We start from the raw sequence: 20,396 nt of genomic DNA on the forward strand, positions 1-20,396 counted from the left end.
TGGTGGGAGTGACGTGAGGTGGAGGCGGCGGGGCGCGGTCAGCGCACCCAGCCGGTGAAGCTCTGCCCGAGGTTCTGGGCCTTCTCCGGCTGGTGCGGCCGGGCGCCGCCGTCGACCGCGGCCGACACGGCCCGCACCAGCCACGCGTTGACCGACAGCCCCTCGCGGGCCGCGGCCTCCTCGGCGCGGGCCTTGAGGTGCGCCGGCAGGCGCAGGTTGACGCGGGCGGTGCCGCTCTCGTCGGCGTCGGCCGGTGGCCTCGGCGCTTCGGCGGGCGCGTCCGGCTGCGCGGTGGCGCCGCCCGTGAGGGGCGGCAGCATCACCACGAAGTCCGGGTCGAGCCCGCGCAGCCGGACGTCGACCGAGCCGGGGGCGAGTTCGCGGGTGATCTCGTCCGTGGCGGCGGACAGCACGTTGAGCATGACCAGCCGGGTCGCCGACTCCAGGGGGGCGGTGAGCCTCTCGGCCAGCTCGCGGGCTTCGTCGCCGCCGGCTTCCGCGGCCACCGCGAGTTCACGGCGGAGAGTGTCGACATACGGGGTGAGGTCCATGACGCCATCATGGCACCACAATGGCACCACGCGCAAGCCCGTATGACACCACTCCTGCACCAGCAGGCGCCACAGCGCTCTGACCTGCACAAACACCCTGGCACCAGAGGTGCCCGTCGTGGCACCACGCCCGCGCCGACGCCTCCTGGCACCCGAGGTGGCACCGCGTGGTGCCATCCCGGCGCCATGCGGCATCAGGTCTGCGCCGGCTCCCCGCACCACAGGGCCAGCCGGTGCCGTGCCCCCCGGGTGCCGCGGTGGTCCTCGCCGAGCGTCCGCGCCATGTCGGCCGCCAGGCTCGCGTACGCCGCCAGGGCGCCGGCCACGTCACCGCCCTCCGCCCGCATGCCGGCCAGGGTGAGCCGGGTGACCAGCGTGACGTCGTGGTCGGCGCCCCGCTCCCGCGCCCGCCTCACGAGCAGCCGCTCGTACGCCTCCACGGCGCCGACCTCGTCCCCCTGGTTCCACCGCACCTGGGCCAGGTTCCGCAGGACGGCGGTGTCGTGCGGCTCCCCGATGAGCACCTCCCCCAGGGCCGGCCCCTCCAGCTCGCTCATCCTGGGCGGCGGCGGGGCCGCCCACGCCGTCCTCGCGCGCCAGTGGGCGAGGTTGCGCCGGACCCACGGGAGGCGCGGGTGGTCCGCGCCGAGCACCCGCACCATGTCCGCCGCCAGGCCCTCGTACGCCGCCGCGGCGCCGCCCACGTCACCGGCCTCCGCCCGCACCGCGGCCAGGGCCAGGCGGGTGTCCAGGACCAGCGGATGGTCCGCCCCCCACGCTGCCGCCCGTACGGCGACCAGCTGCTCGTACGGCTCCACGGCGCCGGACGCCTTCCAGTTCCGCCGCCGCCACACCGCCGTGATCCGCAGCTTGCGGGCGTCCTCGTCCTGCTCCTCCTCGCACCACAGCCGGTCCCTGGCCGTCATCACGCGCCAGGGGTTCCGCTTCAGCTCCCGCCCGACGTCCCGGCTGTCGTTGACCACCGCGACGCCGATCGCCACCCACCGCGTCCACCTCATACGCACCCCCGCGTATCGCCAGGCCCTTACGCGGCATTGTGCGCCGCCGCCCCGCGGATGCGAAGGGGCCGTCCCGGCCCGGCGCGGACGTGCCGTCAGCCCGCCCGTCGGGTCAGCAGAACCAGCCGTTCTGCACCCACCCGTGGCGGTTGATGTCGCCGTAGGCGAAGCCGTACACCCACGAGCCGTTCACCTGCTCGACCAGGAAGGTCTGGCCCTGGTAGAGCGTGCCCATCCAGGCGCCGACCGGTTCGGTGCGGACGTAGAGGTCCTGGGCGCAGACGGTCTCCCGAACGCCGACCGTGCCGTTGGCGGCTCCCGCCGGGGCGGCGGCGGTCAGGAGGGCGGCGGCGGCCAGGAGGGCGGCGCCTGCGCCCGTCGTTGCGGTTCGCAGCACAGTGGACTCCCGCTGCTCGAAGGGGTGTTGGGGGGCGGGCGGCACGCGGGGCGTCACCAGGAGTCGTAGCCGCCGATGCACTCGATCCGCAGATAGCCCCAGTCGTTGGGGCCGTAGTCGAAGCTGGCGGCCCAGCCGTTGTAGACGGGGTGCGAACCGGGGGTGTGGCCGATCTTGTCCCCGTAGGGCAGCGTGCGCAGCAGCCCGGACGGGCCGCTCGCGCTGTCGTAGTTGGCGTAGAAGCTGGCGCTCTGGCAGACCACGACGGCGTGCTCGGGCGGCACGGCGGCCGCCGCCGAGGGCAGCAGGGCGCTCGCGGCGGGCAGGGCCAGCAGGCAGCCGGCGATGAGCGTACGACGGCGTCGCGTCATGTCACGTCCAGGGGTGAGGGGTGTGCCGGACGATGCGGAAGTGCCGGATGCTGCGCCCACCACTCTAGATTCTTGACCGGACCCTGACAATAGTCGAGCGCCGGCCGCAGGATGTCCCGCAGCCGGCGCCGGGCCGGGTCGACCCGGCCGTGACCCTCCGGGCGGAGATCGACGCTTGGCGCTGCCCCCGCTGAGCGGCGGCCGGGCCGCCGCTCAGGCGTCAGGGGAGCAGGGAGACCTGGTAGTGCGTGATGTACCAGCCGTCCGCCAGGCGCTTGACCAGCAGGCTGAGGTTGACCGTCAGCGGGTCGCGGTCGGTGAAGGCGAACTCGACGCTCTGGTAGCCGAGTACGAGGTCGTCGGCGAGCCGGCGGGTCTCCAGGATGCGGTACTGCGCGGTCATCCCCAGCGGCTGGGAGGCGTAGTAGGCGGCGACGCCCTCCCGTCCGACGGTGAAGGGGTGCAGCCCCTGGAAGATCGCGTCCTCGGTGAACCGGGCGGCGACCCGCTCCGGCTCGTGCGCGTCGACCGCTGCCTTCCACTCGTCGAGGACGCCGCGCAGGACCGCTGCGTTGTCCGTCGTGCTGCTCATCGGGCTCTCCTGTGGGTGGGACGGAACGTGGTCAGTGGAGGGCGGCGGCCGCGGCGCCGAGCCCGCGGTGGGGGCTCGGCGACGCCGGTGCCGCGTGCCGCTCCGGTGGCGACGGCGGCCCTCCGGGCGAGGTCCATGGCCGGATTATCCCGTTACGGGTCCCGGCCGGCGCGCCTGGCGGCGGGCGCGTCGCGCGGTGCGGCGGATCAGTGGCCGGCGCTCATCCCGCCGTCGACGTGCAGGATCTCGCCGGTGACGAACGGCGCGTTCTCCAGGTAGATCACCGCTTCTGCGATGTCGCTCGTCTCGCCCATCCGGCCGACCGGGTGCAGCGCGGCGAGGAAGCCGTAGGTCTCCTCGGCGTGCATCGGGGTCTTGATGGTGCCGGGCGACACGGCGTTGGCGCGGATGCCGCGGGTGGCGTACTCGATGGCGAGGGACTTCGTGGCCGACTGCAGGCCGCCCTTGGTCAGGGAGGCGAGGACGGACGGCACGTTGGAGTCGGCGTTGTCGACCAGGCTGGTGGTGATGTTGACGATGTGGCCGCCGCCCTGGGCGAGCATCTGCTCGATCGCCAGCTGGGTGAGGCGGAAGAAGCCGCCCAGGTTGATCCCGGTCACGGCCGCGAAGTCGTCCTGGGTGTAATCGGTGAAGGGCTTCGCGACGAAGACGCCCGCGTTGTTGACCAGCGTGTCGACCCGGCCGAACCGCTCGACGGCCGCGGCGATGACGCGGTCGGCGGTGGCGGGGTCGGCGATGTCGCCCTGCACGGTCGCGACAGCGGGGTCGTCGGAGGGCCCGATGGTCCGCGAGGTGGCGACGACGGCGTAGCCGAGCTTGCGGTAGGCGTCGACGATGCCGGCGCCGAGGCCCTGGGACGCTCCGGTGACGACGGCGACCTTCTGGTTCTGGGTGCTCATTGGTGGCTCTCCTCGGTGCGGTGGAGTGGTTGGTCGTTGCGCCTCCGGTCACTAGCCGACCGGTCGACTATTTGAACGTAAGCGACTCGCCCGAGGAAGGCAACCGACAACAGGGGGTGGGCTCCGACCTGTCTCCTCCCAGCTGGGAGGTACGGCCTCGCAGGGCGTCCCGCGGCTACCGCCGGTGCGGGTCGCCGTCCGGCAGCCAGGCGTCCGGGCCGTCGAGGCCGAGGTCGGCGACGCCGCCGCAGAGGGCGTCGGCCGCCGCCAGCACCCCGGCCCGCACCTCGTCGCGGCGCCGGACGAGGGACCAGGTCCAGTACACCTCGGGCACGACGACGGGCCGCATGACCAGGTCGGCCGGCAGCGGAGCGGTCTGGCCCTTGGGCGAGTTGAGGACCGGGCGGCCGCTGCGGCGGACGTGGTCGAAGAACGCGGCGCCGGTGATGCCCCCGTCGGAGACGCGCAGCGCCCGCGCCCCGGTGGCCCGGGCCAGCTCGGCGGCGAAGGCGTTCCACGACGACCAGGAGATGGTGTCGTCGTCGAGGAGGACCACGGTGTCCTCGGCGCGCACCTCGCCCGTGTCGTCGCCGGTGCTCACGGCGTGGAGCCGGTCCGCGCCCAGGAGCCCGGCGTGCAGGCCGTGCCGCTCCAGGTCCTCCTCGCGCACCCAGCACACTGCGAGGTCCAGGCTCCCGTCGGCGACCCGGGCGGCCTGCGTGTGCGAGGGGGCGACCCACGCGTCGAGGATGAGCTGCGCCACCCCCGAGGTGCGGGCGGCCACGTCCGCGGGAAGCCAGTTGACGTAGCCGAGGCGCACCGGTTCCGAGCCGGACAGCCGGCCGGCCCGCTTCTGCAGCTCGTCGGCCCGCCCCAGCAGGTCGCGGACGTTCGGGAGCAGGGCGGCACCGGCGGGGGTGAGGGACACCGAGCGGCGGTCGCGGTCGAACAGCCGCACCCCGAGGTCGCGTTCGAGCGCCTTGATCTGCTGCGACAGCGAAGGACCCGCGATCAGGAGCCGCGCGGCGGCCCGGCCGAAATTGAGTTCCTCGGCGACCGCGACGAAGTACCTCAGCTGGCGCAGCTCCACGACCGCCATGCTACGTGCGGCTGGGAGGCGGCGCCTACCAGCAGCGAGGAAGCAGGACATGGCACCGGCGCCCGCGGCGGCACATCATGCAGGAAGGGGCGGCCGCCCGCCGGCGGCGCCTGCTTCACCCCTCCACGGCGTTCCGGCATCCGCCGGCGCCCCACCGAACGGAGCAAGGCCATGCGCGACTTCCTGGTGGAGATCACCACCACCATCCCCGAGGGCACCAGCCAGGAGGAGGTCGACCGGCGGCGCGCGGCCGAATCCGTCCGCGCCCGGGAGCTGGCCGCCTCCGGCCACCTGTACCGGCTGTGGCGGCCGGTCGGCGAGCTGCGCAGCGTCGGCATCTGGCGGGCGGCCGACGAGGAGGAGCTGCACCGGGAGGTCCTCGGCACCCTTCCGCTGCGCCCCTGGATGACGCCCGCCGTCACCCCGCTGGAGTCCCACCCCAACGACCCGGGCAAGGCCGGCGCCGAGGCGTGACCAGGTCGCCCTGGGGCCATGTCGCCCAGGCGGCCGCCGCGCTCGCCGCCGGCATGGGCGTCGGGCGCTTCGTCTACACCCCGATCCTCCCCCTCATGCACGCGCAGGCGGGGCTGTCCGCGGGCGCCGGCGCGAACCTGGCGACCGGCAACTACGCCGGCTACCTCGCCGGCGCGCTCGCCGGCATCCTCGCCCCGTCACTGGTGCGCTCGCGCGCCCTGCTGCGCGGCTGCCTGGTCGTGCTGACCGCGAGCCTGGCGGCCATGCCCGCCACCCACAGCACCACCGTGTGGGTCGCGCTGCGGCTGCTCGCCGGGGTCGCCAGCGCCCTGGTCTTCGTCATCGTGGCCAGCTCCCTGCTCAGCCGGCTCCGCGAGCACCCCGCCCACCTGTCCGGCTGGGCCTTCGGCGGGGTCGGCGGCGGCATCGCGCTGTCCGGGCTGCTGGTCCTCGTCCTGCGCTCGAACGCCGGCTGGCGGGCCGCGTGGTGGGCGTCCGCCGCGCTGTGCGCGCTGCTCGCGGCCGTCTCCTGGAACCTGCGGACCGAGGACGCCCCCGCACCCGCCGGCGCCGCCCCCGCCCCGCCGCCGCGGCCGCGCACCCACCGCTGGTTCGGCGCCCTCTTCGCCAGCTACACCCTCGAAGGCATCGGCTACATCGTGGCCGGCACCTTCCTCGTCGCCGCGATCGGGCAGGGCTCCCCCGGCTGGGCCGGCAGCGGCGCCTGGGTCGTGGTCGGCCTGGCCGCGGTGCCGTCCGCGGCGCTGTGGGCGCGGCTGGGGCGCCGCTGGTCCCGGCCCGGCCTGCTGCTCACCGCCCTGGTCGTACAGGCCGTGGGCATCGCCCTGCCCGCCCTCGCCGGCGGGATCGGCGCCGCCCTCGTCTCCGCGGTGCTGTTCGGCGCGACCTTCATCGGCGTCAGCACCCTCGCCCTCGCCACGGGTGCCCATCTGCGGTTTCCGCGTTCCGTGGCGCTGCTGACCGCCGGATACTCCGTCGGCCAGATCCTCGGCCCGCTCGCCGTCACCCCGCTGCTCCACCACGGCTACCACCAGGCGCTGCTCCTGGCCGCCGCCGTGGTGCTGGCCGCGGCGGCGGCCGCCGCCCTGCTGCGGGTGGGCTTCCCGCACGCGACGGTCGTGGTGCACCGCGCGGCCGCCCGCACCGCTCAGGGGCCGCGGCCCGCACCGGTGGACACGGCCGCCGGCTCGCAGAGCTGACCCCTGGCGGCGCGGTGGCCTGCGGGTTTCAGCCGCCGGCCACCGCGCCCTGCGGTGCGCGCGCGCCGAGCAGTGCCAGGCAGTTGGCCCACAGGGGGCTGAGCTGCTGGGGGCTGTTGTAGAGCTTCGCGAACAGCACCTGCCCCTCCAGCTGGGCCACCACCGACCGGGCGGCCTCCCGCGGGTCCGCGACGGTGACCTCGCCGCGCGCGAGGGCCTCGGTGACGACCGCCTCGACCATGTCGACCTGCGCCTCGAAGATCTGCTGGAGGCGCGCGCGGATGGCCTCGGTCTGGTTGCTCATCTCCAGGCTGAGGTTCCCGAACATGCAGCCGGCCACGGTGCCGCAGCTCTGCTGCCCGGCCTGCTGGCCCGCCTGCGTCTCCTCGAACAGCAGCCGCAGCCGCAGCAGCGGTTCCGCGTCGCCGCCGAGGACGCCCGACCAGGCGGCCTTCTGCGCGGCCCAGTGCTCGTCGAGCACGGCCAGCGCGAGTACCTCCTTGGAGGCGTAGAAGTAGTAGAAGCTGCCCTTGGGCACGCCGGCCGCCTTGCAGATGTCGGCCACGCCCAGGGCGGAGTAGCCACGCAGCTCGATGAGCGACTGCGCGGCGTCGAGGATCTTCTTCCCGGCGTCACTGGTCCGTCCCATGCGAATCAGTTTACGACCGGTCGACTACATGCGTCGTGAAACAGCCGGCCGGCCTCTCCCCCGACGGAACCGGTTGACTTTCCCAGTGGGAAAGTGAGACGCTCACTTTCCAACCAGGAAAGTGAGGTGTGGCCATGGACGGCATCGCTCCGGAAGAAGCGCTCACCGCCCTCGACGCGGCCGACCGTGCCCGGCGCCAGGTGACCGAGGAGGTCGGCCTGCCGCGCGGCTATTGGTGGGCCATGGCGGCCGGCTGGCTCGTGCTGGGCGGGCTCGGCAGCGAGGCGCCGTCATGGGTCGCGGGGATGGCGACCGCGACCTTCGGTGCGGCGCACGCGGCACTCGCGTCGCGCCTGCTCGACGGGCGCAGGCGCACCGGCCGGCTGCAGGTCAGCAGGGCGGTCGCCGGCCACCGCGTCCCGCTGGTCGTGGTCGGCATGCTGGTCGGACTCGTCGCCGTCACGGTCGGTGCGGCGCTCGCGCTCGACGCGGACGGCGCCGACCACGCCGCCCTGTGGGCGGCCGTGCTGGTCGCGGCGATCGTGGGATTCGGCGGACCGGACATCCTGCGCGTACTGCGCCGCTGGGCGCGGGCATGACCGAGCCGCGGTTCGACGAGCTGATCCACCCCAGCACCCGCCTGTCGCTGGTGGCGACGCTCACGGCGGCCGACTGGGCCGAGTTCGGCTACCTCAAGGAACAGCTGGGGCTGTCCGACTCGGCACTGTCCAAGCAGCTCACGACGCTTGAGGAGGCCGGCTACGTCACCACGGAGCGGCGCCTGAGCGGCACGCGCAGGAAGGTCCGCGCCCGCCTGACGGACGCCGGCCGCGACGCGTTCGACGGCCACATCGCGGCCCTTCAGGAGATCATCACCGAGGCCGGCGCCGCCCGCAGGAGCGAGGGCTGACGGGCCGGCCGCCCGGCTACTTCGGCCGCCAGCACACGGTGTAGGCGAGCGACGGGTAGTCGCCGGGCTGCCAGGTCGCCCAGCCGTCGTTCCCGCAGAAGGAACTGGCGTGGTAGCGGCTGGTGCGTCCGGTGACCACGACGTTCGACGAGTCGCAGGAGCCGGTGTTGGTGAAGGTCGGCTGGGTTTCGCTGCCGGTCTTCAGGAGGCATTCGCGCTGCGTGGCGTATCCGATGTCGTCGGGGTAGTTCATGGACAGGCACAGCAGCACGTCCAGGCCCGAGTCGGCCGCGACGGTGAACGTCTTCCACTCGTTGTAGTGCGGCCAGGAGCTGCACTTCCCGTGGTCGCCCGTGCCCCGGTAGGCGGCCAGGACCTTGAAGTTCCCCGTCCGGCAGCCCGTCTTGTCCCAGGTGCCGCCGGAGGGGGCGCCGTAGACGCAGTCGCCCTGCTGCGCGTGGAAGGCGGTGCCGCCGGGGCTCTGGTAACTCAGGCACAGCACGAGGTTGTTGCGCGCGGAGGAGACGCTCTCGTCGTTGTCGGTGACGTGGTCGCAGCTGTCCAGGTCGGTGGTGCCGGTCCGGATGTCCACGACCTCGAACGCCCCGTCGGTGCAGTCGGTCGCGACCAGGTCGACGTGGCCGCCGGTCCCGTTGTCGTAGAAGCACGACCCGATCTCGGCGGCGGCGATGTCGTCGGGGGTCGGGGAGTCCGACGGCGTGTCCGTATCGTCCGCCGGGTCGTCCGCCGGGTCGTCCGGCGAGTCGGGATCGTCCGCCGGGCCGGTCTCCGTGGTGCCGGGGTCGCCGGGGTCCGTGTCGTCGGCGGCGGGGTCGGTGTACGACGGGTCGTCGGACACGGTCTCGGTCGCGGTGGGGAAGGCCGGCGCCTCCACGGCGGCCGGCCCGGAACCCGAATGGCCGGAGTGCCCGGCGGCGAGGCCGATGACCGCGACGAGCGCGACGACGACACCCGCGGCGATCGCGGCCCCGTTCCTGGCCTTGGGCGGCCGGCCGCCGGGGCCGGGCACCCCGGTGGCGCGGTTGCCCGGCGTACGGCGGGTGCGCCGGCCCGGCCCCGTCACCGTCCTGGTGCCCGGTCCTGCCGGGGCGGACGCCGGGGCGGTCGACGCCGTCGCGACGGCGGCCGCGAGGTTCTCCGCCCACAGGGCCGGGGTCGGGCGCCTCTTCCGGTCGGGGTCGAGGCTGCAGCGGGCCAGGTCTTCCAGCGCCGGGCTGACGGCGGCCAGCACGGCCGGGTCGGTGGCGGTCTGGTCGCGGGCGACGAGGCGGATCGCGAGCAGCGCCAGCTTGTAGACGTCGCTGGCCCCGGTCGCCCGCTCCTCCCCGTCGGGGATCTGCCAGTCGGGCGTCTCGGCCTGCGGCAGGACGGTGGTGCCCCGCAGCCGCATGGCGTCGGCGTCGATGAGGAAGCACTCGGGCTGCGGAGCGGTGCTGAACAGCAGGTTCTTCGGGGAAAGATCCCCGACGGTGATGCCCAGGCGGTGCAGCCGGCTCAGCGTCTGGGCCAGGTCGCCCAGCAGGGCGAGCCGGTCCCGGCTGCTGATGGTCAGGCCGATGCCGGCCACGTACGCGTCGTCGTTGAGGAGGTACTCCATGGTGGCGAGCCGCCGGGTGCCGGCCGTCCCGTTGAGGGTCTGGAACGCGAACCGGAAGCGGTCCGGCACCGCCCGCATGAGGAAACCGCAGGCCTGTCCCTGGCGTTGGACCACGGCCGCGGGCCACGCGGTCCGCTCGCACAGCCACTCGGCGTCCGCCGCGTTCAGCTCGCCGACCAGGTCGGCCCTCGCGGTGAGCGCGTCGGCCTGCAGCGACGGCAGGACGGCAGGGCTGTACTCCTTGTAGACCACGTCCCAGCCGTGGCCCGCCGTCTCGTTGATCCGCCGGTTGGTGACCTCGTGGACCGTGCCCTGGCCGCCCTGGCCCAACTGCGCTCCCAGGACGAGCCGGTCGTGTGCGACCGCCGGGGTCCGGGGGGCGTTCACCGCTGCCCCCGGGGTGTCGTGGGCCAGACCGCCAGCAGGGTCCGGTCGTCGTCGAAGGTCTCCCGGGAGAAGTCCAGCAGGTGGGCGAGCCACACCGGCGGCAGCGGGTGCGCGAGCTGGCCGGCGAACAGCGAGCCGACCTGGCCGTCGCCGTCGCCGAGCGGATCGGCGAAGCCGTCGGTTCCCACCAGCAGCGCCTCACCGGGGGACAGCTGCCTGGCGGCCTGTTCGAGCGGATCGGGCACGTGCGGCAGCGGCGTGACCGTGTTGGACACCAGCAGGACGTCCGTCCCCGTCTTGGTCGGGAACAGGTGCACGTACTCCCCGCGGGCGCGGTCCAGCGCCCATGCGCCCGAGTCGCCGACACGGCACGCCTCCACCACCGGCCCCTCGGGCCGCGGGCGGACCACGCCGGCCACCAGCGTCGTCGCGTACAGGCCGGCCACCTCGCTGAACTCCGGGTCCCGGCCGCCGAGCCGCCACCGCGTCAGCTCCCGCAGCCGGTCGGCGGCGTGGCACGCCACGTCCCGCAGGTCGAGCCGGCCGCCCGGCTGGTCCAGCAGGTGGAGCATCCGCTCCACGGCGGCCCGGCAGGCCGCCACCGCCCCCTGCTCGGAACTGGACGCGCTGGAGACGCCGTCGGCGACCGCGAAGACGACGCTGCCGCTGGCGGTGTGCACCGCCGCGCGTGCGGCGTCCTGCCGCGGCTGCCGGTAGTAGCGGTGCCTGGCACCGCGGACCGAGGCGAACCGCATGGCCAGCTCCGCGGTCGACCAGCCGTCGCACTCGGTGTCGGGGAAGTCGAAGCCGTACTGGCCGGGGGGCAGCGCCTCGAACTCGGGACCCGGGGTCCCGACCGTGATCCGCTGCCACGGCGCGGGCCGCGCCGGGTCCGATGCGTCCCGTGTCCCGGCGGACAGCGGGCCGTTCTGCGCGTCCACGGTCACACCTCGTCGATCGCCATGGTGAACTGATCCGGCCGGTTGACCACGAGCTGCGGGGTGGCCGAGTTCAGGGCGTGCCCCGAGGCCACCAGGCTGGCGGTCAGGGAGTGGAAGAACTCGGCGATGGCCTGGCCCAGGTCCGTCCCGGCCTTCGCGACGAAGGCGAACTCGGGGCGGGTCGCCACCTCCAGCATGGTGTCGGCCCGGGCGTCGCCGATGCCGCAGGCGATGATGTTCGGCGCCGTCGGGGTCTGCGCCTTGTCGGTCAGCGCCGCGTGCGGGTTGCGCCAGGACCGGCCGTCGGTGGGCTGCCCGTCGCTCAGCAGGAACACCACGGGGCGGTGCACCTTGTACCCCTCGCTGCGCAGCCACTGCACGTCGGAGGGGATCCGCTGCAGCAGGTCCTCGAACACCGCCTTGTAGCTGGTGAGCCCGCGGATCTGCATCTGCGGCAGGCTGCCCTCGCTGCGCATGTCGGCCACCGCGAGCCGCACCTGCACGTCGTCGGAGAAGCCCAGCACCGCGAGCCGCAGCTTCGCCGCGACCATCGGCTCCGCGCGCAGCCCCTCGCACAGCGAGGTCAGCCCGGCGGACAGTTCCGACAGGTAGGGGCTCATCGAACCGGACTCGTCCGCCAGCACGTAGGCCGGCAGCAATACGCCCTTTGTTTCTGACATGGGTATCCTCTCCCAAGTGGTCGTTCCCATTCGGCCCGGGATTCTTTTCCGTTCGCCTTCCGCGGGCCGGATTACGGCGAATCTCACATCTCGATGCCCAGGGGCGGCGGCGGCCATTCGGGCATCCAGGCGGTCTCCAGCTCACCCGACAGGACGCCGACGAACCACTCGCCGAATTCGTGCGGTGTCTCCAGCCAGTCGTGGTGGTTCCTGCGGAAGGCCGCGACGGTCCACCGCCCGTCGTCCCCTGGCCGCAGGAAGAGCTGGTCGCCCTCGATCGTGTTGCCCCACAGGAGCGATCCGCCGGGAGCGGGCAGCACCGCACAGGGGACGGTGGGGTTGTCCTCCATGTCCTCCCCCATGAGCTGGGCGTAGGACCGGATGCTCGACGCCCCGGCGAGGAAGATGAACCCGCCGATCATGGTGTTGCCGTACGCTCCCGCCACCTCGGTGAAGTCCCGGGGGAACGTGACCCCCCAGCTGTCACCGATCCGTGCCACACGCTCGGCGTCCCCGTGGCGCACGGGGCCGCCAAGGAGCGGGACGAGCCTGCTGAGTACCTCACTGGTCTGCATTCTCACGATCCGTTCTCGCAACGGCTTCCGGCACCCGTGGCGTTGTTCTGGATGACGCATTCCTTCTTGACGTCGCCATCGGTGACGTAGTTGACGGAGGTCGGTACCGGGGAATCCGGGTTCCCGTACACCGGATACGCCTCGACGTACACGTGGCCGCCTGCCTTGATGGATTTCACGACCGCTTCTTCCGCATTGTTGTACATCCACTGATTGGCTTTCTGGTACAGCGGGACAAAATTGCGGGTGTCCTTGTTCTCACCGCCCATCGCGTAGCCGATGAGGTGTCCCCGGGATCGGTTGTTCCAGGGCAGGGTCGTCAGACCCGGCAGCGCGAAGCCGAGACTGGGGCGGTCGTCACCGGTGTAGTTCTGCGGTCCGAGCTGCCCGTAGGCCCCGCTGGCCACGCACTCCCCGGCCTGCTTGTGGCGGGGCAGATAGACGATGCTGCCGATGAAGAGCGCACCGGTGTTGCAGGGGTCGTCGACCCGGTCGTCGTCGGGGACGGTGATGGCCCTGTCGACGACCACCGGGCTGCGGTCGACGGTCGCCGTGGCCCGCCCGCCCTGGGTGAGGACGTCGCCGAAGGCGCTCGCGCCCTGGTCGGTCCCGGCGTCGCCGCTCTGGACCAGGAGGGCCAGGTAGTTCCCGTTCGCCTCCGGCGCGAGGCCGTCGTAGGTGACGGAGAGCGGCAGCTGCGCGGCTTTCGACGCCGGAACCTTCGATGCCGCGCCCGGCGCGAGCCGCACCACGGTGGGCTGGAACCGCACCGGGAGGTGGTTGCGCACCGCGTAGGAGGCGAGGGAGGTGACCTGGCCGGCCCGCGAGGCGGGGTCACCGCCGGGGGCCTGGGCCGCCTGGCCTGCGGGCGGCGCGGGCTCGGGGGCGTCCCCGCCGCCGGCCATGGCCGCGGCCTGCGCCGGCGGGGCGGTGAGCAGGTCCTCCAGCGCGGTCACCATCTCGCCGAGCAGTTCCTGGTGCGTCGCCTCCAGCCGCTGCTGGTCGGCGGTCCACGTATCGCCCGCCGCGTTGTGGTCGGCCATGTCCGTGGCCAACTGGGCTTTCTGGGCGCTGAGCTGGGCCTCCTCGGCGTCGAGCTGCTGCTGCTCGCCGTCGATCGACGCCTTCTCCTCGCTCAGCGCGGTGCCCTCGGTGTCGAGTTGCTCCTTGCGGGCCACGGCCGCGTCGTACGCCCCCTGCTCGTCGGGCAGGAGGAAGTCGTGATCGGTGGCGTTGTACGCGTCCACGTCCGCGTTGTAGGCGGCCAGCTTCTGGTTGTGGGTCTGTATGCGGGTCCCGCAGGCGGCGTCCCTCTTGTTGTACGCGTCGGTCGCGGCGTTGAACCTGGCCGCGGACCTGGTGAGCGAGGACTTCTCGGTGGTCAGCTTCGTCTTGCGCTGCTGGAGTCCGTCGACCTGGCTGTTGTAGATGACCTCTTTCGCGACGAGGCTCGCCGGGAAACTGCCGCTCACGGCGACCTTCGCGGGGACCTCGGTGCTCTCCGCCACCGCTGCCGTGCGCGGGAGCGTCGCCGGGGCGGCCGCCGCGGAGCCCGCGGTGAGCACCGCCACGAGCAGCGCCGCGACAGCCGGGACCAGGGCACGCCGTCGGCTCTTGCTCCGGCGGGTCCGGGAAGGGCGGGGGTTCGGGGCGGGGCGAGGCGTCCGCTCGCCTCCGGCGCTCATTCGCCGACCCCTGCGGCGATCCGCAGGGTGAGCGCCTGGACGGTCGACCGCCCGTCGCCCGCCTCACAGATGCCCGCCTGAAGCAGCGACCTGCCCTTCAACTGCGCCTGGCGGTAGCAGGCCCAGCCGTTGCCGCCGTCCTGCACGGCCGTCCAGGCGACGCCGTCCTGGGTGGCGGCGTCGACCCGGTAGGTCCACCGGGAGCTGCGGCCGTCCTGGTCGGTGCGGACGGCCGACGGGCAGGAGCGGAGCCCCGCGGCCAGCCCCTGGAGGACGGCGCCGGCCTTCGCACTGTCGGGGTAGACGCCGGCGACCTGGGTGAGCGTGTAGTCGCCGAACCCACCCGCGTCCTGGTAGGTGGCGGACAGGAAGGCCGTCCAGTCCTTGCCGTAGACCGCCTGGGTGGCGGGACCGACGGCGATGCCGCAGCTCGACGGATCAGCGGCCAGGGCCGGAGCGGGCTCGGCCGCCCGCGGTCCCGAGGTGAGGCTCACCCCCGTCAGGCGGCTCGCCTGCTCCGGGGTGAGAAGCGCGGCGTGCACCGTACCCGCCACCAAGTGCAGCGGGACGGGGGCGGGTTGGCTGGGCCAGCGCCACCAGCCGACGCCGGCCAGCACGAGGCAGGGCAGCACGGCGGCGAGCGGCAGCCGCCTGCGGCGCAGGGCCGCTGCGATACGGACCCGGGTGCGGGTGGCCCGTGGCGCGGGTGCCTGAGCGGACGCCTGGGCCGCTGTCCGGGCCGGCGCCTGTGCCGGTGGGCCGGTCAGGGCGGTCGCGGCCCTGACAGCCGGCGCCTGGGGAGCCGCGGTCCTTGCGACCGCGGTCCCGGGAGCCGGGCTCGCGGGAGCCGGCGCCTTGCGCGGCGGCGTCGTGAGAGGTGCGGGGCTCCCCATGGGGGGCGGAGTGGCCCGGGGGGTCTGCTGCCAGGTGGGGAGTGCCGCCTCCCCGCTGCGGGTGCCGGCGGCGGAATCCGCCGGCGTCTGCCACGTCGCCTTGCCGTGTGACGCGGTCGGACCAGTTGCGTCGTGCTCGGGCACCGTCACTCCTTCCATGCATCCGGTCGTCCGATCCGGTCGGGACGTCGACTGCATCGACTCTGCTGCCGCCTGCGGCAGCACGTAACCTGAGGGCTCTCAGGGTCCGCACGGCCATGACGCCGACGACGCCGATGACGCGGGGTGCCACAGCATGGAGACGGTCATCGTTCAACTCCCCGACCCCCAGCCGCCGATCGGCCCGGGGCAGGGGCGGCCCGGCCAGCTCGTGCTCGGCCCGGGCCAGGTGGCCACGTTCGGGCGCGGGTCGGAGGACCGGCCGGTCGACATCCCCCTCCGCGGCGAGGGGGTCTCGCGCTACGCGGGCGAGCTGACCGCAAGCGACGACCACTGGCGGCTGACGAACTTCAGCCCCCGCACCACGTACGTCGTGGAGAACCTGGAGGGCGGCGGCGAGTACGTGAAGGTCGCCCCGCGCCGGCTCGGTGCGCCCATTCCCTTCGAACTGTCCCGCGTGGTGCTGCCGTTGACCGACAGCTTCGTCCGGTTCACCGTCTTCGCCCCGCGGCACGCGTTCCTCGACCCCGGCCCGGAGGCTCCCACCGGCCACGCGGCCGAGCTGACCCTCATGCCCTTCGCGCTGGACCCCACGGCGAAGTACTTCCTGGTGCTGCTCGCCCTCTGCGAGCCCCGGCTGCGCGACCCCTCCAGCCTCGCCATCCCGAGCGTCGGCGAGGTAGTCGCCCGGCTGCGCGCGCTGCCCAACTGCCGTGACCTGACCGCCTCCGCCGTCAACTTCCACATCGACTACCTGGCGGGCTCCAAGCTCAAGGTGCGGGAGCGCACCGGCACGCAGGACAGCCCGCGCCTGGACTGGAAGCGCGAGGCCCTCGTCTCGCTGGCCCTGCGCTTCGACCTGGTCCAGGAGAAGCACCTGCAGATCTTCTGGAACCCGCACGCATGAGCGAACCCTTGCACGCACCGGCCGCGGCCTGACGGAATGTCAGCAACGGCGGGCGTCCGCCGCGGTCCCATCTGGCAGACTGTGCAGCCCGGTTGGGCGGCTGACCGGGGGCGGTCTGGAGGACGGGCGTGTGGGATCGGGGCACCGTACTCGGCGGGCGCTACACGCTCGCGGAGCGGATCGGCGGCGGCGCCATGGGCGACGTCTGGCAGGCCGATGACGGAGTCCTCGAACGCCGGGTCGCGCTGAAGATCCTGCGCCCCGAACTGTTCGACGACGCCAGGTTCGCCAAGCGCTTCCGCCGCGAGGCCCTGATACTGGCCGCGCTGGACCACCCGGGCATCGTCGACGTCCACGACTACGGTGAGAACGCCTTCGGCGACGGAAGCCGGGTCGCCTACATCGTCATGGAACTGGTCGAGGGACGACCGCTCGACGACCTCCTCAGGGACAGCGGACCCCTGCCGCCCGCGCAGGCCCTCGCCACCGCCGCCGACGCGCTCGACGCGCTGCACGCCGCCCACCGGCGGCAGGTCGTCCACCGCGACGTCAAGCCGTCCAACCTGCTGGTCTGCGACGACGGCCGGGTGAAGGTCACCGACTTCGGCATCGCCAGCGACCTCACCACCTCCAAGATCACGCCCGACCACGCCGTCGTCGGTACGGCTTCCTACATCGCGCCCGAGCAGGTCGAGGGCCACGGCACCACGCCGGCCTCCGACCTCTACTCGATGGGCGTCGTCTGCTACAACATGCTCACCGGGAAGCTGCCCTTCGACGGCGAGCGGGCCATCGAGCTGCTGATCAAGCACGTCCAGGAGCCGGCGCCCGCCCTGCCCGCCGACTTCGCGCAGCCGGTACGGGACTTCGTCGCCACCGCCCTGGCCAAGAAGCCCGAGGACCGCTTCCCCGACGCGGCCGCGATGGCCGGTGCGGCCCGGGCCGCGGCGGCCGCACCCGCGCCCGGCCCCGGACCCGGACCCGTGCCCGGAGTGGACGTTCCCGCCGAGCCCGAGGAGCCCGCCGAGCCCGCCCGGTCCGGGGGCCGCCCGGCCGAGGACGTGGTCGCCACCGGTGAGGAACGCCCGGGGCGCAGCCGCCGCAGCGTCCTCGTACCCGTGCTGGTCGCCGCCGCCGTCGCGGTGGCCGCCGCGGGCGTCGCGCTCATCGGCCCCTCGCACTTCCGGTCCCACCCGGGCACGCCCGGCCAGGAGGTCCACGTGTCAGCGGTCGCGTCCGCCTCCGGGTCCGGTACGGCCTCCGCGTCACCGCCCGCGTCCGGTACGCAGAGCGCCGGCACGACACCGCCGGCCTCGGGTCCCGGCACGCTCCCGCCCACGTCCGCGCCCGCCCCGCCGCCGCCACGCGCCGACCCCTCCACCGTGCGCCCGAGCGCGCCCGCGACCACGGCGCCGGGCACGTACCCCATCGGCGGCGTGAGCATGAGCAAGGACCCCGCCGCGATCACGGGCTCCGGTGCCGCCGCAGGCCCTGCCGGCGGCTGCACCGCCTGGCTCGACGACGCCGGCGGCGGCGATCTCTACGGGATGCTGAACACCGACTACTACGAGACGTGCCACGCCGAGCTGGTCAGGAGCGACGGCCTGACCGTCGAGCTCGCCGCCTCGACCGGCGCCGAACGCACCGGCACTGTCTCCGGCGTCGGCCACACCACCCGCATCTGCGTCTGGCAGCAGGGCGCCATCGCCGACAAGCAGTGCGCCGCCCCGTTCGGCATCCGCAACGGCACCCCGGTCATGCAGTAACCGCCCCCGGCCCGCACCGCTCGCCGGACTGCCGCCCGTCCGGGTCTGCCGACTCCCGCTGGACATCCGCGTGTTGGCTGGTCAGCGGCCTGCTGGTGGGGAAGGTGACGGGGCGGTCGGCCGCCCCGACGGATCATCACACTATCTTTGGCCGGATGCAGTCACAGCAGCCTCACTCCCCCGACGTCCCGGCAACCCCTCCGGCGGTGCCCCCGCCGCCACGAAGCCGTACGGCGACGGTCGTCGTGTCGCTGGTCGCGGGACTCGTGCTCGGCGCCGCAGGGGTCGGCGCCGGCTGGGCGCTCAGCGGCGGCGACGGCGACAGCGCCGGGGGCCCGACCCCCGCGGGCGACGCCCGCGCCGCGTGCCAGGCGCTCGACGGATTCGACGAGTCGAAGTACGCCGCGAAGGGGCCGGAGGGCGAGATCGCCCTCAACCGCTATGCCGCGGCGGGGGCGTTCTCCGCCTCGGCCGCCGCGGGGGACGCGTCGTACGAGCCGCTCGCCCAGGCCGTACGCCGCTCCCAGGACCGCCACAACCGGGTCTTCGACTTCGACGCGAAGGTGAAGCAGGACCTGGACGAGGCCCGCCGGATCTGCGGCACCCTCTAGACCACCGGCGGCCCGCCCGTCCTGAGGCGCGACCTGAGCGGATGCCCCCGCCGCTCAGGCCGGGCGGCGAGCGCGGTGACGGCGGCGCTGAGCCGGCCCGCATAGGCGGCGTTCAGGGCGGCGCGGTCGAACAGCAGCCGGTACCACATCGGGCTGAAGACGAGGTCGATGAGGAAGTCGTCGTCTTCGCGGGTGAGTTCGCCGCGCTCGCGGGCGCGCGCGAGGAGCACCCGGACGTTGTCGAGGCGGGGCAGGATCAGGCGTTCCCAGACCGTACGGGCGAGGACGTCGTCGCCGATCGCCTCCGCCGCCAGCGCCCGGTTGAGGACGCCGCTGATGCCCTGCTGGGCCTCGAACGTCGAGGCCCAGCAGCCCGGTGAGATCGCCGTGCAGGGTGCCGGTGTCCGGGGCGGGGAGCTTCCCGGCCGCGTAGGCGGCGAGCGCGTCGAGGATCACCTCGCCCTTGCCGCGGTAGCGCCGGTAGACGGTCTGCTTGGAGATGCCCGCCCGTGCCGCGATGGCCTCGATGCTGACCGCCCGGTAGCCGCTCTCCTCGACCAGCTCCATGGCGACGCGCAGGATCGCGTCGTCCACGCCGGGGTCTCTGGGTCGTCCGCTCACCCCGCTGCTCACCCGCACCCCCGGCGCCCGCATCGTCAACGTCAGCTCCGCGGGACAGGCCACCCTCGACTTCGACGACCTGCTCCTGGAACGCGGCTGGGACGGCGTCCAGGCGTACTGCCAAGCCAAACTCGCGCAGATCATGCTGACGTTCGAGCATGCGGAACTGCTGCGCGGCCATGGCGTCACCGTCAACGCCCTGCACCCCGCCTCGTACATGCCCACCGAGATCGTCATCCATCTGTTCTCCGTGCAGAGCACCCTCGACGAGGGCGTCGCCAACCTGGCCAGGCTCGTGACCGACCCCGGCCTCGGCACGACCACCGGCACCTACGTCAACCGCGACATCGCGTCCCGCGCACACGCCCAGGTGTACGACCCGGCAGCACGCCGGCGCCTGCTCGACCTCAGCGAGAAGCTCACGGGCGTACCCCTCCTCGCGCCCTGACCGCGCCCCGGCACGGGCGGACGGCCCCTGCGGCTCACGTCACCGAGCCGCAGGGGCAGTCGGGGGCTCCGGCCGAGAGGGGGTCAGGTCAGGGTGAACTTCTGGGCCGCGGAGCCGTTGCAGTCCCAGATCTGGAGGCGGTGCCGTTCGCGGTGGCGCCGCTGGGGGTGTCGAAGCAGCGGCCGGACTGCGGGTTGAGGAGGGAGCCGTCGGACTGCTGCACCCATTTCTGGCCGCCGACGGCAGGCCCGCCTGTTCGGGGCTGACCTTGGCACGTCGGGAGCGGAGGAAGGCGCTGACGGCGTCCCGGTTGTCCATGGGGACAGGGTAGGCAGCCCGCGCGGGCGGTGGGGTGCCCTGGCATTACCCCTCACGGCGGGGACTCCCCCGGTGCGGCCGCGTCCCGTTGCATGGTGCGTGACGGAGGAACACGGTGAACGAGGAGAGGGACACGCCATGAACGAGCGGACCGGGACGGCGACGGAAGATCCCGCGGACGTCGTACGCGGACTGTACGAGGCGCTGGCCAAGGGCGACGTGCCGGGTGTCCTGGCCAGGCTGGACCCCGAGGTGGTCGTGGACGAGCCTGGCCAGCTGCCGTACGGCGGTGTGCACCGGGGGCGCGAGGCGTTCGCGGAGTCGGTGCTCGGCGCGATGACGGGTTACGCCGAGGTCGCCGTCACCGGCGCCGAGGTCTTCGCGGGCCCCACCGGTGTCGTCGGGCGGCTCACCGGCGCGCTGACGGCCCGCAGCACCGGTGAGGTGTTCCCGCTGACCATGCTGGAGGTCCACCAGGTCGAGGGCGGCACGGTGCGGCGGATCGACGTCCACCTGAAGAACCCCCACGAGCTCGCCGCGTTCTACGCGCGAGCCGAGGCGGGCAGGAGCTGACCGCCCGGCGGG

The 20,396-nt window shown here is 73.7% G+C and carries 24 protein-coding genes and 2 pseudogenes; 9 read left to right on the top strand and 17 right to left on the bottom strand.

Translation table 11 applies throughout. The annotated features are described in order from the left end of the window. Window positions 1-38: 38 nt before the first annotated feature. The 7 genes from NFU81_RS07740 to NFU81_RS07770 form a co-directional block, all read right to left on the bottom strand. Window positions 39-551: a toxin-antitoxin system HicB family antitoxin gene (locus NFU81_RS07740; RefSeq protein ID WP_251486480.1), complete on the bottom strand. Its 513-nt coding sequence runs from the start codon at window positions 549-551 to the stop codon at window positions 39-41. A gap of 194 nt (window positions 552-745) precedes the next feature. Continuing rightward, on the bottom strand, window positions 746-1,552 hold the full coding sequence (locus NFU81_RS07745) for a tetratricopeptide repeat protein (protein ID WP_251486482.1): 807 nt from the start codon (window positions 1,550-1,552) through the stop codon (window positions 746-748). 130 nt (window positions 1,553-1,682) lie between these two features. Further along, the gene (locus tag NFU81_RS07750; RefSeq protein WP_251486493.1) at window positions 1,683-1,967 is read right to left on the bottom strand and encodes a hypothetical protein; all 285 of its coding nucleotides are present in this window, start codon (window positions 1,965-1,967) and stop codon (window positions 1,683-1,685) included. 53 nt (window positions 1,968-2,020) lie between these two features. Beyond that, window positions 2,021-2,338: a hypothetical protein gene (locus NFU81_RS07755; RefSeq protein WP_251486496.1), complete on the bottom strand. Its 318-nt coding sequence runs from the start codon at window positions 2,336-2,338 to the stop codon at window positions 2,021-2,023. Window positions 2,339-2,558: 220 nt separating this feature from the next. Further along, a complete protein-coding gene (locus NFU81_RS07760; RefSeq protein WP_251486499.1) occupies window positions 2,559-2,930 on the bottom strand; it encodes a YybH family protein in 372 nt (123 codons plus the stop codon). Window positions 2,931-3,136: 206 nt separating this feature from the next. Beyond that, entirely contained in the window at window positions 3,137-3,850 is a 714-nt protein-coding gene (locus NFU81_RS07765; RefSeq protein WP_251486502.1) for an SDR family NAD(P)-dependent oxidoreductase, read from the bottom strand. 175 nt (window positions 3,851-4,025) lie between these two features. Continuing rightward, window positions 4,026-4,949, bottom strand: a complete 924-nt coding sequence (locus NFU81_RS07770; protein ID WP_274038058.1) for a LysR family transcriptional regulator — start codon at window positions 4,947-4,949, stop codon at window positions 4,026-4,028. A 171-nt stretch (window positions 4,950-5,120) separates the two neighbouring features. Here NFU81_RS07770 and NFU81_RS07775 point away from each other — a divergent pair, with 171 nt between their 5' ends. Together NFU81_RS07775 and NFU81_RS07780 are read left to right on the top strand one after the other, a co-directional pair. Next, entirely contained in the window at window positions 5,121-5,423 is a 303-nt protein-coding gene (locus NFU81_RS07775; protein WP_251486508.1) for a muconolactone Delta-isomerase family protein, read from the top strand. 53 nt (window positions 5,424-5,476) lie between these two features. Next, window positions 5,477-6,643, top strand: a complete 1,167-nt coding sequence (locus tag NFU81_RS07780; protein ID WP_251486872.1) for a YbfB/YjiJ family MFS transporter — start codon at window positions 5,477-5,479, stop codon at window positions 6,641-6,643. A gap of 28 nt (window positions 6,644-6,671) precedes the next feature. On the opposite strand, the gene NFU81_RS07785 is transcribed toward NFU81_RS07780, so the two are convergent. Beyond that, the gene (locus tag NFU81_RS07785; protein WP_251486511.1) at window positions 6,672-7,292 is read right to left on the bottom strand and encodes a TetR/AcrR family transcriptional regulator; all 621 of its coding nucleotides are present in this window, start codon (window positions 7,290-7,292) and stop codon (window positions 6,672-6,674) included. 134 nt (window positions 7,293-7,426) lie between these two features. Here NFU81_RS07785 and NFU81_RS07790 point away from each other — a divergent pair, with 134 nt between their 5' ends. Further along, the gene (locus NFU81_RS07790) at window positions 7,427-7,891 is read left to right on the top strand and encodes a hypothetical protein (protein WP_251486515.1); all 465 of its coding nucleotides are present in this window, start codon (window positions 7,427-7,429) and stop codon (window positions 7,889-7,891) included. Continuing rightward, window positions 7,888-8,202, top strand: a complete 315-nt coding sequence (locus tag NFU81_RS07795) for a winged helix-turn-helix domain-containing protein (protein WP_251486518.1) — start codon at window positions 7,888-7,890, stop codon at window positions 8,200-8,202. Before NFU81_RS07790 ends, NFU81_RS07795 begins: the two co-directional genes overlap by 4 nt. A 16-nt stretch (window positions 8,203-8,218) precedes the next feature. Here the strand turns inward: NFU81_RS07795 and NFU81_RS07800 are convergent, their stop codons facing one another. From NFU81_RS07800 to NFU81_RS07825, 6 genes are all read right to left on the bottom strand, one after another. Beyond that, window positions 8,219-10,207 (bottom strand): LppU/SCO3897 family protein, encoded by a 1,989-nt coding sequence (locus NFU81_RS07800; protein WP_251486520.1) that lies wholly within the window; start codon window positions 10,205-10,207, stop codon window positions 8,219-8,221. After that, complete coding sequence (locus NFU81_RS07805; RefSeq protein ID WP_251486522.1) at window positions 10,204-11,148, bottom strand: protein phosphatase 2C domain-containing protein; 945 nt, start codon at window positions 11,146-11,148, stop codon at window positions 10,204-10,206. Before NFU81_RS07805 ends, NFU81_RS07800 begins: the two co-directional genes overlap by 4 nt. A gap of 2 nt (window positions 11,149-11,150) precedes the next feature. Then, window positions 11,151-11,828 (bottom strand): vWA domain-containing protein, encoded by a 678-nt coding sequence (locus NFU81_RS07810; RefSeq protein ID WP_251486524.1) that lies wholly within the window; start codon window positions 11,826-11,828, stop codon window positions 11,151-11,153. A gap of 83 nt (window positions 11,829-11,911) precedes the next feature. After that, the gene (locus tag NFU81_RS07815) at window positions 11,912-12,328 is read right to left on the bottom strand and encodes a hypothetical protein (protein ID WP_251486526.1); all 417 of its coding nucleotides are present in this window, start codon (window positions 12,326-12,328) and stop codon (window positions 11,912-11,914) included. Between the two features lie 77 nt (window positions 12,329-12,405). After that, complete coding sequence (locus NFU81_RS07820; protein ID WP_251486528.1) at window positions 12,406-13,974, bottom strand: DNA/RNA non-specific endonuclease; 1,569 nt, start codon at window positions 13,972-13,974, stop codon at window positions 12,406-12,408. Window positions 13,975-14,084: 110 nt separating this feature from the next. After that, window positions 14,085-15,125 (bottom strand): sensor domain-containing protein, encoded by a 1,041-nt coding sequence (locus NFU81_RS07825; protein WP_251486530.1) that lies wholly within the window; start codon window positions 15,123-15,125, stop codon window positions 14,085-14,087. A gap of 151 nt (window positions 15,126-15,276) precedes the next feature. On the opposite strand from NFU81_RS07825, the gene NFU81_RS07830 reads away from it, so the two are divergent. From NFU81_RS07830 to NFU81_RS07840, 3 genes are all read left to right on the top strand, one after another. Continuing rightward, window positions 15,277-16,047: a serine/threonine protein kinase gene (locus NFU81_RS07830; RefSeq protein ID WP_251486533.1), complete on the top strand. Its 771-nt coding sequence runs from the start codon at window positions 15,277-15,279 to the stop codon at window positions 16,045-16,047. A gap of 128 nt (window positions 16,048-16,175) precedes the next feature. Next, window positions 16,176-17,813, top strand: a complete 1,638-nt coding sequence (locus NFU81_RS07835) for a serine/threonine-protein kinase (RefSeq protein ID WP_251486535.1) — start codon at window positions 16,176-16,178, stop codon at window positions 17,811-17,813. Window positions 17,814-17,968: 155 nt separating this feature from the next. Beyond that, on the top strand, window positions 17,969-18,424 hold the full coding sequence (locus NFU81_RS07840) for a hypothetical protein (RefSeq protein ID WP_251486537.1): 456 nt from the start codon (window positions 17,969-17,971) through the stop codon (window positions 18,422-18,424). Here NFU81_RS07840 and NFU81_RS07845 read toward each other — a convergent pair. Beyond that, window positions 18,421-18,807: a TetR-like C-terminal domain-containing protein gene (locus NFU81_RS07845; protein ID WP_308208272.1), complete on the bottom strand. Its 387-nt coding sequence runs from the start codon at window positions 18,805-18,807 to the stop codon at window positions 18,421-18,423. The genes NFU81_RS07840 and NFU81_RS07845 overlap by 4 nt on opposite strands. 124 nt (window positions 18,808-18,931) lie before the next feature. After that, window positions 18,932-18,991, bottom strand: a pseudogene (locus tag NFU81_RS41230) (hypothetical protein); the annotation flags it as partial. Here NFU81_RS41230 and NFU81_RS07850 point away from each other — a divergent pair. Then, window positions 18,990-19,493, top strand: coding sequence for a Rossmann-fold NAD(P)-binding domain-containing protein (locus NFU81_RS07850; protein ID WP_251486539.1), 504 nt, complete (start codon window positions 18,990-18,992; stop codon window positions 19,491-19,493). The pseudogene NFU81_RS41230 and the gene NFU81_RS07850 overlap by 2 nt on opposite strands. Window positions 19,494-19,576: 83 nt before the next feature. Here NFU81_RS07850 and NFU81_RS07855 read toward each other — a convergent pair. Then, window positions 19,577-19,734: pseudogene (locus tag NFU81_RS07855) on the bottom strand (ricin-type beta-trefoil lectin domain protein); the annotation flags it as partial. A 215-nt stretch (window positions 19,735-19,949) separates the two neighbouring features. Between NFU81_RS07855 and NFU81_RS07860 the strand changes: the two are divergent. Next, entirely contained in the window at window positions 19,950-20,384 is a 435-nt protein-coding gene (locus NFU81_RS07860) for a nuclear transport factor 2 family protein (RefSeq protein ID WP_251486542.1), read from the top strand. Window positions 20,385-20,396: the final 12 nt, after the last annotated feature.

Origin of the sequence: Actinacidiphila cocklensis (assembly GCF_907177275.1) — a bacterium.
In the GTDB taxonomy this organism is placed as follows: domain Bacteria; phylum Actinomycetota; class Actinomycetes; order Streptomycetales; family Streptomycetaceae; genus Actinacidiphila; species Actinacidiphila cocklensis.